Below are 12,945 nucleotides of genomic sequence, written 5' to 3'. Positions count from 1 at the left end.
ATTGCGAGCGCAGCGAAGCAAAGGGCCGCGTAACCCGCCCTGGATTGCTTCGCTGCGCTCGCAATGACGAAGATGGCCATTCTTGATCGATCCTGCTTTAAGCGCGCCCGACTTTCGCATCCGAGGGAACTTCGCGCATGAGCTTTAGCCAAACGGTTTGGGAGGACGTCGCACCGCTGCGCCGGGCGATCCACGATCACCCCTTCCTGAACGAACTGGCCGCCGGAACGCTCGCCCCCGAGAGCTTCCGGCATTACATCCTGCAGGACAGCCTCTACCTCGCAGAGTATTCCCGCGCCCTCGCTCTTGCTGCGGCGCGCGCACCGACCGCGAGCGGCCGCCTCGAATTCTCCGACGGAGCCAAAGTCGCCGTGCAGGTCGAGGAAGCGTTGCACCAGGCGTTCTTCGCCCAGTTCGGCGTCACTGTAGAGATCGCGGCCGCCAGCGAGCCGACGCCCGCCTGCCTCGCCTATACCAGTTATCTTTCCGCACTGGCCGCGACGCGCAGCTACGAGGAACTGATCGCAGGCATCCTCCCCTGCTTCTGGGTCTACTGGGAAGTCGGCTGCGACGTGAAGCCGCGTGCCGTCTCGCCCAATCGCTATGCCGCGTGGATCGACACTTACGCCGCGCCCGCGTTCGGCGAGGCGACCGATCGCGTCCGCGCCCTCGTCGACGAGGCTGCCGGGAACGCGACTCAGGTGACGCGCGATGCGATGGCCATCGCCTTCCGCAACGCAACCCGTTTCGAGTGGATGTTCTGGGATTCCGCCTGGCGCGTCGAGGCGTGGCCGATCTGATAAAACGTGCAGTTAACTGCAGTTTAATGGAGCGCATCGAACAAGTTGCATTCCTTGCAACTTTGCTCAATCTTTTCGCATTTGCAGCAAAGGGCGATTCCGAACATAAGGATCGGGCCTTTCAGGCATCCTCTCCCAAAACTTCTACAGGGCTGGTCTTCGGACCGGCCCTTTCTTTTTGGCACCCATTGAAAGAACCCGCCCATTGAAAGAACTGGGGCGAGGCAGCGTGGCGCGATGGAACCAGCCCCCTAGCCCCGCGCGTTCATTTGCCCTAGCGATACCGCCATGGCTTCCCAGCAGCGAATCTTCACCGCCGCCCTCGTCGTCATCGGCGACGAAATCCTCTCGGGCCGCACGCACGACAAGAACATCGCCCAGGTCGCCACCTGGCTGCAGATCCAGGGTATCCGCCTCAAGGAAGTGCGTGTCGTCGCCGACGAGACGCCGTCGATCGTCGAAGCGGTGAACACTCTTCGCGCCCGCAACGACTACTGCTTCACCACCGGCGGCATCGGCCCCACGCATGACGACATCACCGTGGACGCCATCGCCGAAGCGCTGGGCGTGCCGGTCATCGTGCATCCCGAAGCCCGCGCGATCCTGGAAGAATACTATACCACGCGCGGCGGCCTGACCGAGGCGCGCCTGCGCATGGCGCGCACGCCGGACGGTGCCAGCCTGATCCCCAATCGCTACACCGGGGCACCGGGCATCCGCTGCGGCAACGTGTTCATCATGGCCGGCGTGCCCAGCATCACCGCAGGCATGCTCGACGCACTTTCTGGCCAGCTCGAGGGCGGCGCGCCGTTGCTGTCCGAGACGGTCGGCTGCTGGGTCGGCGAAAGCGAAGTGGCCGAACTGCTGCGCGAAACCGAAAGGACGTTCGAGACCTGCCAGATCGGCTCCTACCCGTTCTGGGGCGAAGGGCGCACCGGCGCGAATTTCGTGATCCGTTCGGTCAGCGCCGAGGATCTCGCCGCCTGCACCCGCGCGCTCGTCGAAGGACTGGCGGCGATGGGCCGCCCGGCGGTCCCCGGTGGCATTTGAGCTTGCGGCGCCTGCTGCGATCATGGCCGTGATGGCTTCCGCGACTTCGCCTGCAATGCCCGCCGCCACGCTGGAACAGTTCGAGACGGTCCTGCGCCGCCACGACAGCGCAACCCTGGCGCTGGAGGAGTGGTGCGGCATGCGCGGCGTCACCGATCCGCGGATCACCGCGCAGACGCTGGCCACCGGCGGCGAGGCTCCTCCCGCAGCGATGCGCGAGCATCTCAGGCTTGCGGGCGGCGAAACTTTCGCCTTGCGCAATGTGCGCCTGAGCTGCGGCGGCACGGTGCTTTCGGTCGCGTGGAACTGGTACGTCCCGGCACGGCTGACACCCGCGATGAACGAGGCTCTGCGCGTGACGAATACGCCGTTCGGCAAAGTCGTCGCCCCGCTCGGGTTCAAGCGGCGTCCGCTCGCGACGGTGGCGGGACCGGCGGAGAATTGCCCGGCGGATACGATCTCGACGCATCAGGCGATGCTGGTCCTGCCCGACGGACGCCCGCTGGCTTACCTTGTCGAGTGCTACACGGCGGCGAACCTGCGCTGATCATCGGCGGGTGCTTCGACAAGCTCAGCCTGAGCGGGATTGATAGGGCATTACACTACCTCCGCTCACCCTGAGCTTGTCGAAGGGTCACCGCTGAGCTTGTCGAAGCCCCCGCATCCCACACCGTCCTATGGGCGGTTCGCCGAAGCGGTCCCGGATCAAGTCCGGGACGACGTAACGTTACGCCGCGACGGCCTCGGTCCCGGCGATCGAGGTGCGGTGCATCATGCGCCCGGTCGACTTGTCGTAGGGGATCGCCCGGTGCATCGCGCCGGTGTTATCCCAGATCACGAAATCGCCCTTGGTCCACTTGTGCCGCAGCGAGAACGCGGGCTGTGCCGCCCATTCCTGCAGGCGGATCAGCATGGCGCGGCCCGCCGGGACTTCCATGCCGACGATGTGGTCCGCCGTGGTGCCGATGACCATCGACTTGCGCCCCGACTCGTGCGTCCAGACCAGCGGATGCTCCTTGATCAGGCCGATGCCGAGCACCTTCTCGCGGTGCTTTTCCGGGATGGCATCGGCGATCGGCGAGAGGCTCGCGCGCACCGAATGGACCGCTTTCAGCCCCTCGAGCGCCTGCTTCTCCTCTTCGGGAAGGCCCTCGTAAGCGGCATACGTGCTGGCGAACTCGGTCTCGCCGCCCTTGTCGGGCGCGATGCGGCAGGATAGCAGCGTCGCGAAGGGCGGCGGCATGTCCACGGTAATGCCGTCCATGTGCCAGAAGAAAGTGCCCAGCACGTATTCGGGCTGCGGGTTGATCTTCTCGTCCAGCGTGACCTGGTAGACGTCCTGGTCGTTGTTCTGCACGTTATTGCGCGCCGTCAGGCGGATTTTCTCGCCCATCGCCTCGGTGATGGCGAGCTGCTCCTGGTCGGTGAGGTTCGCCTGCGGGAACACCACAACGGTGCGCTCCTCCACCTTGGCGCGAATCGCTGCGGCCGCCTCGGGCGTGAACAGGTCGGCGCGGTCGTCCCAGATCACGCGCGAACCGATGAATTCCTTGATGTCTTCGAAACGGATAGCCATCTGGCCGTCTCTCCCGGCTTTATGCTGAACATATGTACAGCACGCCATTACACCCTATGGTGCCGGGCGTAAACGGGCTTGAGAACACACCGCCGGGGCGGGCTTCGACAAGCTCAGCCTGAACGGGCGTGGGGAACGGGGGCATGGGGCTAACGCGCCATATCAGGAACCCCGCTCACCCTGAGCTTGTCGAAGGGTCGCGACCGAGCCCGCCAATGGGACACAAACGAAAAGGGCCGGGAGGTTTCCCTCCCGGCCCTTCAAGTCCGTTTACGTCAGCGCTGAATCAGGCGCCGGCGATCTCGGTGGTGTCGATCTTGAGGCCCGGGCCCATCGAGGACGAGAGCGAGATCTTGCGGACGTACTTGCCCTTGGCGCCCGAGGGCTTCGCCTTGACGATGGCGTCCACGAAAGCCGAGAAGTTGGTCTTCAGGTCGGCATCCGAGAACGACATCTTGCCGATGCCGGCGTGGATGATGCCCTGCTTCTCGACGCGGAACTCGATCTGGCCGCCCTTGGCGTCCTTCACGGCCTGCGTCACGTTCGGGGTGACGGTGCCCAACTTCGGGTTCGGCATCAGGCCCTTGGGACCCAGCAGCTTGCCGAGACGGCCGACGACGCCCATCATGTCCGGGGTGGCGATGACGCGGTCGTAGTCGAGGTTGCCGGCCTGCATGTCTTCCATGAGGTCTTCGGCGCCAACCTTGTCGGCACCGGCGGCGAGAGCCTCGGCAGCCTTGTCACCCTTGGCGAACACGGCGACGCGAACGGTCTTGCCGGTGCCTGCGGGCAGCGAAACCATGCCGCGGACCATCTGGTCGGCGTGGCGGGGATCGACGCCCAGGTTCATCGCGACTTCGATGGTCTCGTCGAACTTGGTGGCCTTGACGTCACGCAGGGTCTGCAGCGCTTCGTCAACGCCGTAGAGCTTCATGTTGTCGCCGAGCTTGGCTGCGAGAGCCTTCTGGTTCTTGGTCTGCTTCATGGGATCAGCCCTCCACCACTTCGAGGCCCATCGCGCGAGCGGAGCCTTCGATGATCTTCGTTGCGGCCTCGATGTCGTTGGCATTGAGGTCGGCCATCTTGACCTGGGCGATCTCGGACAGCTTCGAACGCGCGATCTTGCCAGCGGAAATCTTGCCCGGCTCCTTCGAGCCCGACTTCAGACCGGCGGCCTTCTTGATGAGGAAGGTGGCCGGCGGCGTCTTCGTGACGAAGGTGAAGCTGCGGTCGGCGTAGACGGTGATGATGGTCGGGATCGGCATGCCGTTCTCGAGTTCCTGCGTGGCGGCATTGAACGCCTTGCAGAATTCCATGATGTTCACGCCGCGCTGACCCAGAGCCGGACCGATCGGCGGCGACGGGTTGGCCTTGCCTGCAGGGACCTGCAGCTTGATGTAACCGGTAATCTTCTTGGCCATGGGGCCGCTCCTTTTCACACTGTCGCCCCGGTTTCCCGAGGCTCATGTCTAGCGGTTTTGGCGGGCCGCCGTGTGAGCAGCGTCCCTCCCGCAGGGAATCGGGCACGGCGAAGCCATGTCCGAAGGGGGCGCCCCTATACGAGAATCGGATGAAAGGAAAGAGCCCGTTTCACACCGTGGCCACCGCGTTTGCCGCCTCGCGCCGACGCGCCCACGCAGCGCGGATCATGCGACCGGCGGGCATCTCGAAGAAACGGTAGACAGCCGCGCTGGCCGCCAGCACGATCGCCACGTAAACCAGCGTTCCTGCAGACGCCAGCCAGATGCTGTGCTGCACGTTCAGTTCCGGCCGGAAGCAAAGCAGGATCGGGTAGTGGACGAGATAGATCGTATAACTGCGGTCCCCCAGCCAGACCATCGGCCGGCTCCCGAGCGCAGGGATACGGAGCGCGAGAGCCAGGACGCAAGGCCATGCCAGCAGGCACAACGGCGGCAGCGGGCTCCATGCCGTGCCCATGTCGATCCCAAGACCGAGGACAAGAACGACGACGAGAAACGGCACCGATATCGCCTGCAACTGCGCACGGCAGCGCCACAAGAGTTGCCCCAGGAAAAACCCCAGCAGTCCGCGCGGGAGACAGTCGGCGGCCCAGGGACCACCTTCCCGCCCGCCAAGCACGACGATGTAGCCCAGCGCCAGCACCACTGTCGCCACCGTGATGCGCCTCAGCACCTGATCGCCACGTGCCGCCGCGACGGCGAAGATGGCGTAGCAGAAAACCTCGACCGAAAGCGACCAACTCGGACCGTCGAACGTATGGCCGACAGGGGCGACGAAGGCCTGCATCATGAACAGATGTGCGACGAAGGCTACCGCAGTGTTGGCCGGTTCCGACGCAAACAGCACCGCGGTCACCAGCAGCAGAAGCAGATGCAACGGATAGAGGCGCGCGAACCGGGCCATGGCAAAGTCGGGAAGCGCTGCCTGCTCCAGCCCTGCACGGCCACCGGCGCGCCCGAGATAGACCTGGGCGAAGACATAGCCGGAGATCAGAAAGAACAGATCCACCATGGTCCAGCCCCAGGTACGCAGCCAGAGCAGGACGGCGGGCGCATGCCCGATCGCCCGCGCATTGAACTCGATCAGTGGATGATAGAAGAACGCGACGCCGCACGCAGCGATGCCGCGCAGCCCGTCCAGCGATCGAAGGCGCCCCCTGTCCATCCGGGCCGATTAGCCCGGAACTGGTTAATTCGCCGTTTCCCCAAACGCAAAACGCCCCGCACTGAGGCGGGGCGTCTCTTGTCGTATGCCGCGTCGCTCGAAGCGACGGCAGCTTACTTGCTGAGTTCGACGTGCTCGAATTCCAGCTCCACCGGGGTAGCACGGCCGAAGATCGAGACCGCCACCTTGACGCGGCTCTTCTCGAAATCGAGTTCCTCGACGATGCCGTTGAAGCTCGCGAAGGGGCCGTCGAGCACTTTGACCGAATCGCCGATCTCGTAGTCGATCGAGACGGTCTTGCGCGGTGCGGCGGCGGCGGCTTCGGCGGCGCCGAAGTAGCGCGAGGCCTCGCTCTCGCTGATCGCCTGCGGCTTGCCGTTGGCGCCGAGGAAGCCGGTGACCTTCGGGGTGTTCTTGACGAGGTGGTAGACGTCGTCGTTCAGCGTCAGCTTGGCGAGCACGTAACCCGGCATCGTCTTGCGCTCGGTCTGGACCTTCTTGCCGCGCTTCACTTCGGTCACGGTTTCCGAGGGAACCTGCACGTCCTCGACGAGCTGCGAAAGACCGATACGCTCGGCCTCGGCGATGATGGCTTCCTTAACCTTGCTCTCGAAGCCGGAGTAGGCGTGGATGATGTACCAGCGGGCCATGTCGTCTCTCAGTCCTGTATTCTGGCGATCAAAGGGCGTTCAGCAGAGCGCTGACGATCCAGCCGAACAGCGCGTCGATGCCCAGGAAGAACACCGCCAGCAGCACCGTCATCAGGCCGACGAAGATCGCGGTCGTGACCGTCTCCTGGCGCGAGGGCCAGTGGATCTTGCGCGTTTCCGCCTGAACCTGGCGCATGAATTCGCCGGGGGTGATCTTGGCCATCTTAACGTCGCTCTCTTAGCTATGCCGCTTTGGTCGCGGAAAATTCTGCGATTCTTCCGCCTAGGGGCCATCGCCGCCCCGGCCGAGGCCGGGAGGGGCTGATGAAGTCCGCCTGTCGGGAGGAAACGGGGATTTAGCTTCCACTGTCCGGATTTGCAAGGTCCACCGAGTCCGGCAGGCGTGCAAGGAACGAGTTGGGCGTCGCGAAGACGATCCGCGCCCCGTCCGGGATCGCCACCGGGGCCTTCGTGCCGATGTACCAGAGGTAGTCGGCATGGCGCGCGGGCTTGAACTTGCGCAAGTCGATCCGCTGGCTGTCGCTATAGAGAATACGCTGCGTCGGGTCGTTGAAACGGTAGCGCGTCTCGCGCATCGACAGCATGTGAACGTCGGGCAGCGCGAAGTTGGAATTCTCCATCGAGCTGCGACGCACCACGGCGTAACTGCCGAAGTGTTCGAACGGACCGAAGAACCACTGGCGGCGGGGAATCGCGATCGCCGTCGCCACGCGAGAGCCTTCAGGGACGTAATCGAGCGCGGTGACGAGCTGGCGCGCGGTCTGCGCGTCCTCGTACCAGACCACCGTGGTGACGGCGATGCGCGCGGTGAACAGCAGCCCCGCCAGCGCGAGGCCCCAGCGCGGCACCGGCCAGTCGATCGCGAGGCACGCGACCAGCAGCGCGGCGGTGCTCAGGCGATAGTCGGCATAGTCGCCGCCGAAGATCTGGCGCGGCACCACCAGCGTCAGGATCAGCAGGATCAGCGCCGCCCAGCCCACGCGCCCGTCGAAGCGGCGGATCGCCAGCGCCGCCACGATCACCGCCACCACCACGCACAGGCTGGCGATGTCGAAGGTCATGTCATAGCTGCGCATCGCGCGGTAAAGAATCTGCCACTTGTATTCGAGCACCCCGAAACGCCCGTAGGACACCTTGGAGTTGGACCCCACGCCGAGCAGCATCGGCAGCAGCGGGAAGATCAGCGGCCAGGGTTTGAGGAAGGGCCGCCAGTCACGCCAGCTCGCGCGCTTCGACCATTCGTAGCCGAAGATCAGCACGCCCATCACGCCCCAGCCCGAGACGTGGCACAGCCACACCACGAAGCTGGCCGGGATCATCACCGCCCAGCGCCAGCGCCAGTTCTCCAGCCGCACCCAGCCCGCCAGCACGAACAGCGCGAAGGCGATCGACAGCGAATAGTTGAGGAAGCCCATCAGGAACGAAGGCGACCAGATCATCGCGAAGGCCAGGATCGCGCCGACGCCGATGCGCTTCCTAAGGCTCCATTCGACCGCCATGATCGCCATGCCGGTAAGGAACGGAATGGCCGCGACGATGAAGCGGCCCGCAGCTTCCAGCCCCATGATCTTCGTGAGCGGCACCATCAGCAACTCGGCGCCGAGGTTGCCGGTCCATTCCCACTTGAACAGGAAATAGCGCGTCAGGAACGGGTCGTGCCCGTGATCGAGCATGACCTTGAACCCGGCCAGGTGCGAAGGATAGTCGGTCATCTGCGGCGCCCAGGCGACGATCGCGGGCAGCATCGCCAGCAGCGACAGGACGATGCCCATCCACAAGGCTTCGTGGCGCGTGCGCTTATAGGTGTCGTTTGTCGGGGCCGCTTCGGCCTCCACGGCGTCAGGATGCGCGCTGGCGTGCATGTGCGACTGTGTCTTCCCGCTAGTGGCCCGAATCGGCGAACGGGCTCTCGTAAAGCAACTCGGCCCGCAATTGAACTTGGTGCCCTGCGCGATGGTGCTTCGACAAGCTCAGCATGAGCGGATTGGAGAGTATGGCACTTCCCCCGCTCACCCTGAGCCTGTCGAAGGGTCATGCTGAGCTTGTCGAAGCACCCACGCACAGGGCACACTTCGGCGCCCGTCATCCGGGTCTCCCCGAAGGGAAGATTATCGCGATCTTGGGAAGATGCTGGCAGGAGTGGAGGGACTCGAACCCACGGCCCTCGGTTTTGGAGACCGATGCTCTACCAACTGAGCTACACTCCTGCGGGCTCGGGGGCCTCTAATGAAGGACTTGCGCGATGGCAAGCGGCGATTGTGGACCGGCGGAGCGAATATGTCGATTCGCGCTCGTTATCCCCATCTGCTAGGACGCTTGCGTGCACGCGCCCCGCTCAAATCCGATCATCGAGCCCGAACTCCTGATGCTCGCCTATCGCAGCGGGATATTTCCCATGTCCGACGCGCGCGACGATCCGGAGATCTTCTGGATCGAGCCGCGCCTGCGCGCGATCCTGCCGCTCGATGGGCTTCGCGTATCCTCCTCCCTCGCCCGCACGCTCAAGCGCGGTCGGTTCGAGGTCACCTGCAACCGCGCCTTCTCGCAAGTCATGGACGAATGCGCGGCGCCCCGGCAGGCGCGCGACGGCGACGATGGGGACAGCTGGATCAGCCACCGCATCCAGGCCAGCTACGAGAACCTGCATTTCCTCGGCCACGCGCATTCGATCGAGGTCTGGCGCGATGGCGAACTGGTCGGCGGACTCTACGGCGTCGGCTTCGACCGGGTGTTCTGCGGCGAATCGATGTTCTCGCGCGTCAGCGATTCGTCGAAGGTCGCGCTTTGCTGGCTGGTGGCGGCGCTGCGACGGGGCGGCATCACCCTCCTCGACTGCCAGTTCATGACCTCGCACCTCGCCTCGCTGGGCGCGGTGGAGATGCCGCAGAAGAAATATCTGGCGCTGCTACAGGCCGCCCAGTCGGGTCACTGCTCGACGGCGGGTTCCTCGACCGGCTCGGGATCGGCCGCCGTCGGGGAGGCGCTCGGCGATGCCGCAGGGGCCGGAGTGCTTTCACTGCCCGCAGCGTTCGAGGGCCTGCTCGGCGATGCGAAATCGCTCGGGCTCGCCTCTTCACCCGGGAAGCTCATAGCGCAGCTCTTGACCCAGACGTCGTAGACCGGGTGCTCGACCACGTTGGCACCGGGGTTGTTCTTGAACAGCCAGCCGGAGAACACCTTGTTCCAGGCCAGCTTTTCCTCGGTCGTGCGACGCTGCTCGACGAAGACCTGAACGAAGGCGCCCTCTTCCTGAGGCTTTTCCCAGGGCAGCGTCTTCTCGCAGGTGGCGACCTTGACGACGAGGTTGCCCAGCCTGCGCGATTCGCCCGGCTTCATCACCAGGTCCTGCGTCAGGTTGTTGCGCTTGTTGAGGACGCCCAGCGTGACCACGCGGTCCTTGTTGGGCGTGCCGATCTCCTGCCCCTTCGCGGCCTGCGCGGGACCGGCCTGCATTCCGGCGATGGCATCGGGCACGCTGGTGTCCTGCGCCTCGGGCGCAGGTTCACCGCCGCAAGCCGTAAGGATCGACAGCAACGAGAGTGCCGTCAAAGCCCTCCCCGAAGCCCTCCCGCAAATCATCCGTGAGCCCTCAGGCTTCCGGCGACCAGGCTTCGTAATCGCCGGTGGCGGCGGCGCGGCGGCCGCCACGCTCCAGCGCGCCCTGCGGGCGATAGGCGGTCGCGGTGCCGGTGGCGTTGGGGGTGTAGTCCACTTCCCAGATGCGCGGCGCGGGCAGATGGCTTTCGGGCACGCCGTCATACGAGTGGTGCAGCCAGCCGTGCCATTCGGCGGGGACGTTGCTGGCGTCGTTGGCGCCGGCGTAGATCACCCAGCGGCGATCCCAGCCCTCGGTGGTCTTCACCTTCGCGTTCTTGGAACGATAGTACTTGTTCCCCTGCGCGTCGGTGCCGACATGCTCGCCATTGCGCGAGCTCCAGAGCGAGGTGCCGATGGTGGCGCCGTCCCACCAGGTGAAGATCTTGGACAGGATTCCCATGTGCCGCGCACTAGCCCCGAAGCGCCCCCCAACGCAAGCGCGAAGAGGCATCTTCGGGTACTACAAATGCATCCCGCCGCTCGCCTCGATCACCTGACCCGTCACCCACGCGCCATCGGGACCGCACAGGAAGCCGATCACCCGCGCGACGTCGCCCGGCTGCCCCACCCGCCCGAGCGCCGCGACCGAGGCGAGATAGTCCACCGTCGCCGGATCGTTGAACAGTGCGGGCGCGAAATCCGTGATCGTCGCGCCGGGCGCCACGGCATTGACGGTGATCCCGCGCGTGCCCAGCTCCTGCGCCAGCGAACGGGTGAAATGCTCGACCGCCGCCTTGCTCATCGCATAGGCAAGGCACGAGGCATAAGCCGCCCGCGCCACCATGGAGGAGAGGTTCACGATCCGCCCGCCGCCGCGCAGCCGGGGCAGCGCCGCCTGCGTGACGAAGAACGGCCCCTTGGCGTTGACCCGCATCATCGCGTCGTAGAGCGCCTCGTCGGTCTCGGCGATCGTCGCCATCTCGCCGATTCCCGCGTTATTGACGAGGATGTCGAGGCCGTCCGCCTCTTTATCGAAGGCCGCGAACATCGCCGCGAGGGCCTCGGCCGAGCCGACGTCGGCCTGCAGCGCAAAGGCCTCGCCCCCGGCATCGCGGATCGCCGAGACGACCTCCTCGGCCGCACCCGCATTGCTGTTGTAGTTGATGCAGACCCGCGCGCCGTCCGCCGCGAGCCTCAGAGCCACCTCACGGCCGATCCCGCGCGAACCGCCGGTCACCAGCGCCGTCTTTCCCGTCAGCGAACCCATTTGCCTCTCCCATGTCGTTCGAGAGGGAAGCTAGGGCAGACGGGACGCGGGAGGCACCTCGCCTATTGGGCAGCGGCGGCGGCCTGCCGATGGGGCTTCGACAAGCTCAGCCTGAGCGGATTTGGAGGACGGGTTTGAAACGTGAGACTTTAAGGCGCGAAGGCGCGTTACCCCAATCCCGCTCACCCTGAGCTTGTCGAAGGGTCAGGCGCCGCCTCGCCGCGAAGTGGGCGGGCCACTGCCAGCGGTCCCGGATCAAGTCCGGGACGACGCCCGCTTACCAGCGAACCTCTTACCAGCTGACCTTGTCGCCCGCCTTGATGCCCAGCTGCGCCGCGCGGCCGCCGTTCAGTTCCAGCACGCCCGCAGCGATGCCGTCCGAAGGCAGCGGCGTCTCGTCATAAGGCACTGCATTCGCCGCGATGTTGAGGATGCGGTGGTCAGTGCCGATGAAGATGATGTCGAGCGGGATCACCGTATTGCGCATCCAGAAAGCGGAGCGGCGCGGCGGCTTGTTCGGGAAGATCATGCCCTCGTCCGCGCCCATCTCGGAGCGGAACATCAACCCGTGCTCCTGCTCCTTGAACGTCGAGGCGACCTCCACCCGGAACGCATGGGTGCCGTTCGCCGACTTCACCTTGAGGTCCTTGACCGGCAGGCCCGAAATCGGATGCACCGCCGCCTGCGTGGCGGATGCCTTGGCCGTGGCCTCCTGCCCCCCTTGCGAGCACGCGGCGAAGGCCAGCAGCAGCGAAACGGCGAACGTGGAGCGGGTCAGGCGCATTCAATAGTCTCCGAATTCCGACTCGCACCATTCCTCGAGCGCGTCGGCGTCCTCGCTCTCGACGATCCGGCGCGCGATGTCGAGCGGGTGCCCGGCGCGCAGCAGCGCGGCGAGTTGCCGGTCTTGCACCTTCGGGTCTTCCGCAGCCTGAACGGCGAACGGACCGAACCGCCGCCGCCGCGCCAGCACCAGCGCCGCGCGGCGCTGCTCGGTGACGTCGGGCCGGGCTTCGGCGCGCAGGGCCTCATCCACCCCCGCCTGCCCCAACGCCTCGCCCACCCGGCGCGCGCCATAGCCCCGCCGCAGCAGGCTGCCCGCCTTCATCCGCGCCCACGAGGCATCGTCGACGTAGCCCTTCTGCGCATAGCGCTCGACCAGCGCCTCCAGATCGGGTGCATCCTCTTCCGACCAGCCGCGCTCCCTCAGCTTGCGCTGCAGATAACCGCGCAACTTGGCTTGCGTCGTGGCGAAACGCGCGACATAGGCCAGCGCCAGTTCCTCCAGACGGGTTGGGTTGAGCGGGTGTGGTCCACGCTGTGGATTGCGACGCTTGTCCGACATGCTGCCCTATTCGTGCCACACTCGGCTGGAAATGGGGAGAGTGCGTGAGACCG

General features: G+C 65.5%; 16 protein-coding genes, 1 tRNA gene and 1 pseudogene. 5 read left to right on the top strand and 13 right to left on the bottom strand.

The genetic code is table 11. The features are described from left to right. Window positions 1-137 precede the first annotated feature (137 nt). The 4 genes from tenA to ACODRZ_RS05050 all read left to right on the top strand — a co-directional run bounded on the left by tenA (window position 138) and on the right by ACODRZ_RS05050 (window position 2,397). Window positions 138-800, top strand: a complete 663-nt coding sequence (tenA, locus tag ACODRZ_RS05065; RefSeq protein WP_488969907.1) for a thiaminase II — start codon at window positions 138-140, stop codon at window positions 798-800. Beyond that, window positions 788-1,009, top strand: a complete 222-nt coding sequence (locus ACODRZ_RS05060) for a hypothetical protein (protein ID WP_488969908.1) — start codon at window positions 788-790, stop codon at window positions 1,007-1,009. The genes tenA and ACODRZ_RS05060 overlap by 13 nt, the downstream gene beginning before the upstream one ends. 79 nt (window positions 1,010-1,088) lie before the next feature. After that, window positions 1,089-1,850, top strand: coding sequence for a competence/damage-inducible protein A (locus tag ACODRZ_RS05055; RefSeq protein ID WP_488969909.1), 762 nt, complete (start codon window positions 1,089-1,091; stop codon window positions 1,848-1,850). Next, window positions 1,840-2,397, top strand: coding sequence for a hypothetical protein (locus tag ACODRZ_RS05050; RefSeq protein ID WP_488969910.1), 558 nt, complete (start codon window positions 1,840-1,842; stop codon window positions 2,395-2,397). The genes ACODRZ_RS05055 and ACODRZ_RS05050 overlap by 11 nt, the downstream gene beginning before the upstream one ends. A 180-nt stretch (window positions 2,398-2,577) precedes the next feature. Here ACODRZ_RS05050 and ACODRZ_RS05045 read toward each other — a convergent pair whose 3' ends face one another. The 8 genes from ACODRZ_RS05045 to ACODRZ_RS05010 all read right to left on the bottom strand — a co-directional run bounded on the left by ACODRZ_RS05045 (window position 2,578) and on the right by ACODRZ_RS05010 (window position 8,950). Beyond that, complete coding sequence (locus ACODRZ_RS05045; RefSeq protein ID WP_285017054.1) at window positions 2,578-3,426, bottom strand: TauD/TfdA dioxygenase family protein; 849 nt, start codon at window positions 3,424-3,426, stop codon at window positions 2,578-2,580. Between the two features lie 286 nt (window positions 3,427-3,712). Continuing rightward, window positions 3,713-4,411: a 50S ribosomal protein L1 gene (gene rplA, locus ACODRZ_RS05040; RefSeq protein WP_008830815.1), complete on the bottom strand. Its 699-nt coding sequence runs from the start codon at window positions 4,409-4,411 to the stop codon at window positions 3,713-3,715. 4 nt (window positions 4,412-4,415) lie between these two features. Then, window positions 4,416-4,847 (bottom strand): 50S ribosomal protein L11, encoded by a 432-nt coding sequence (gene rplK, locus ACODRZ_RS05035; RefSeq protein WP_008830816.1) that lies wholly within the window; start codon window positions 4,845-4,847, stop codon window positions 4,416-4,418. Between the two features lie 169 nt (window positions 4,848-5,016). After that, a complete protein-coding gene (locus ACODRZ_RS05030) occupies window positions 5,017-6,072 on the bottom strand; it encodes an acyltransferase family protein (protein WP_488969911.1) in 1,056 nt (351 codons plus the stop codon). 113 nt (window positions 6,073-6,185) lie between these two features. After that, the gene (nusG, locus tag ACODRZ_RS05025; RefSeq protein ID WP_488969912.1) at window positions 6,186-6,722 is read right to left on the bottom strand and encodes a transcription termination/antitermination protein NusG; all 537 of its coding nucleotides are present in this window, start codon (window positions 6,720-6,722) and stop codon (window positions 6,186-6,188) included. A gap of 28 nt (window positions 6,723-6,750) precedes the next feature. Continuing rightward, window positions 6,751-6,945, bottom strand: coding sequence for a preprotein translocase subunit SecE (gene secE / locus ACODRZ_RS05020; protein ID WP_488969913.1), 195 nt, complete (start codon window positions 6,943-6,945; stop codon window positions 6,751-6,753). A 133-nt stretch (window positions 6,946-7,078) separates the two neighbouring features. Next, a complete protein-coding gene (locus tag ACODRZ_RS05015; protein WP_488969914.1) occupies window positions 7,079-8,605 on the bottom strand; it encodes a hypothetical protein in 1,527 nt (508 codons plus the stop codon). A gap of 269 nt (window positions 8,606-8,874) precedes the next feature. Continuing rightward, a tRNA-Trp gene (locus ACODRZ_RS05010) sits at window positions 8,875-8,950 on the bottom strand. A gap of 113 nt (window positions 8,951-9,063) precedes the next feature. Between ACODRZ_RS05010 and aat the strand changes: the two genes are divergently transcribed. Beyond that, complete coding sequence (aat, locus tag ACODRZ_RS05005; RefSeq protein ID WP_488969915.1) at window positions 9,064-9,861, top strand: leucyl/phenylalanyl-tRNA--protein transferase; 798 nt, start codon at window positions 9,064-9,066, stop codon at window positions 9,859-9,861. A gap of 35 nt (window positions 9,862-9,896) precedes the next feature. Here aat and ACODRZ_RS05000 read toward each other — a convergent pair. From ACODRZ_RS05000 to ACODRZ_RS04980, 5 genes and pseudogenes are all read right to left on the bottom strand, one after another. Beyond that, window positions 9,897-10,079 (bottom strand): annotated as a pseudogene (locus ACODRZ_RS05000) (DUF2155 domain-containing protein); the annotation flags it as partial. Between the two features lie 253 nt (window positions 10,080-10,332). Next, complete coding sequence (locus ACODRZ_RS04995; protein ID WP_008830824.1) at window positions 10,333-10,740, bottom strand: NADH:ubiquinone oxidoreductase subunit NDUFA12; 408 nt, start codon at window positions 10,738-10,740, stop codon at window positions 10,333-10,335. 60 nt (window positions 10,741-10,800) lie between these two features. After that, window positions 10,801-11,547, bottom strand: coding sequence for an SDR family oxidoreductase (locus tag ACODRZ_RS04990; RefSeq protein ID WP_488969916.1), 747 nt, complete (start codon window positions 11,545-11,547; stop codon window positions 10,801-10,803). A 292-nt stretch (window positions 11,548-11,839) separates the two neighbouring features. Further along, window positions 11,840-12,331 carry a DUF192 domain-containing protein gene (locus ACODRZ_RS04985; protein WP_488969917.1) on the bottom strand — a complete coding sequence of 164 codons (492 nt, stop codon included), beginning with the start codon at window positions 12,329-12,331 and terminating at the stop codon, window positions 11,840-11,842. After that, window positions 12,332-12,892 (bottom strand): regulatory protein RecX, encoded by a 561-nt coding sequence (locus tag ACODRZ_RS04980; RefSeq protein WP_488969918.1) that lies wholly within the window; start codon window positions 12,890-12,892, stop codon window positions 12,332-12,334. It lies immediately after the preceding gene. Window positions 12,893-12,945 lie beyond the last annotated feature (53 nt).

It is taken from the genome of Novosphingobium sp. FG90 (assembly GCF_057808725.1).
This window is presented reverse-complemented; position numbering and strand designations above follow the sequence as displayed.

What these genes read in the sequence shown, in the direction of transcription:
- tenA (WP_488969907.1), top strand. Translation starts at nt 138, where the DNA reads ATGAGCTTTAGCCAAACGGTTTGGGAGGACGTCGCACCGCTGCGCCGG.
- ACODRZ_RS05055 (WP_488969909.1), top strand. Translation starts at nt 1,089, where the DNA reads ATGGCTTCCCAGCAGCGAATCTTCACCGCCGCCCTCGTCGTCATCGGC.
- ACODRZ_RS05045 (WP_285017054.1), bottom strand. Translation starts at nt 3,426, where the DNA reads ATGGCTATCCGTTTCGAAGACATCAAGGAATTCATCGGTTCGCGCGTG.
- rplA (WP_008830815.1), bottom strand. Translation starts at nt 4,411, where the DNA reads ATGAAGCAGACCAAGAACCAGAAGGCTCTCGCAGCCAAGCTCGGCGAC.
- rplK (WP_008830816.1), bottom strand. Translation starts at nt 4,847, where the DNA reads ATGGCCAAGAAGATTACCGGTTACATCAAGCTGCAGGTCCCTGCAGGC.
- ACODRZ_RS05030 (WP_488969911.1), bottom strand. Translation starts at nt 6,072, where the DNA reads ATGGACAGGGGGCGCCTTCGATCGCTGGACGGGCTGCGCGGCATCGCT.
- nusG (WP_488969912.1), bottom strand. Translation starts at nt 6,722, where the DNA reads ATGGCCCGCTGGTACATCATCCACGCCTACTCCGGCTTCGAGAGCAAG.
- secE (WP_488969913.1), bottom strand. Translation starts at nt 6,945, where the DNA reads ATGGCCAAGATCACCCCCGGCGAATTCATGCGCCAGGTTCAGGCGGAA.
- ACODRZ_RS05015 (WP_488969914.1), bottom strand. Translation starts at nt 8,605, where the DNA reads ATGCACGCCAGCGCGCATCCTGACGCCGTGGAGGCCGAAGCGGCCCCG.
- ACODRZ_RS04995 (WP_008830824.1), bottom strand. Translation starts at nt 10,740, where the DNA reads ATGGGAATCCTGTCCAAGATCTTCACCTGGTGGGACGGCGCCACCATC.
- ACODRZ_RS04990 (WP_488969916.1), bottom strand. Translation starts at nt 11,547, where the DNA reads ATGGGTTCGCTGACGGGAAAGACGGCGCTGGTGACCGGCGGTTCGCGC.
- ACODRZ_RS04985 (WP_488969917.1), bottom strand. Translation starts at nt 12,331, where the DNA reads ATGCGCCTGACCCGCTCCACGTTCGCCGTTTCGCTGCTGCTGGCCTTC.
- ACODRZ_RS04980 (WP_488969918.1), bottom strand. Translation starts at nt 12,892, where the DNA reads ATGTCGGACAAGCGTCGCAATCCACAGCGTGGACCACACCCGCTCAAC.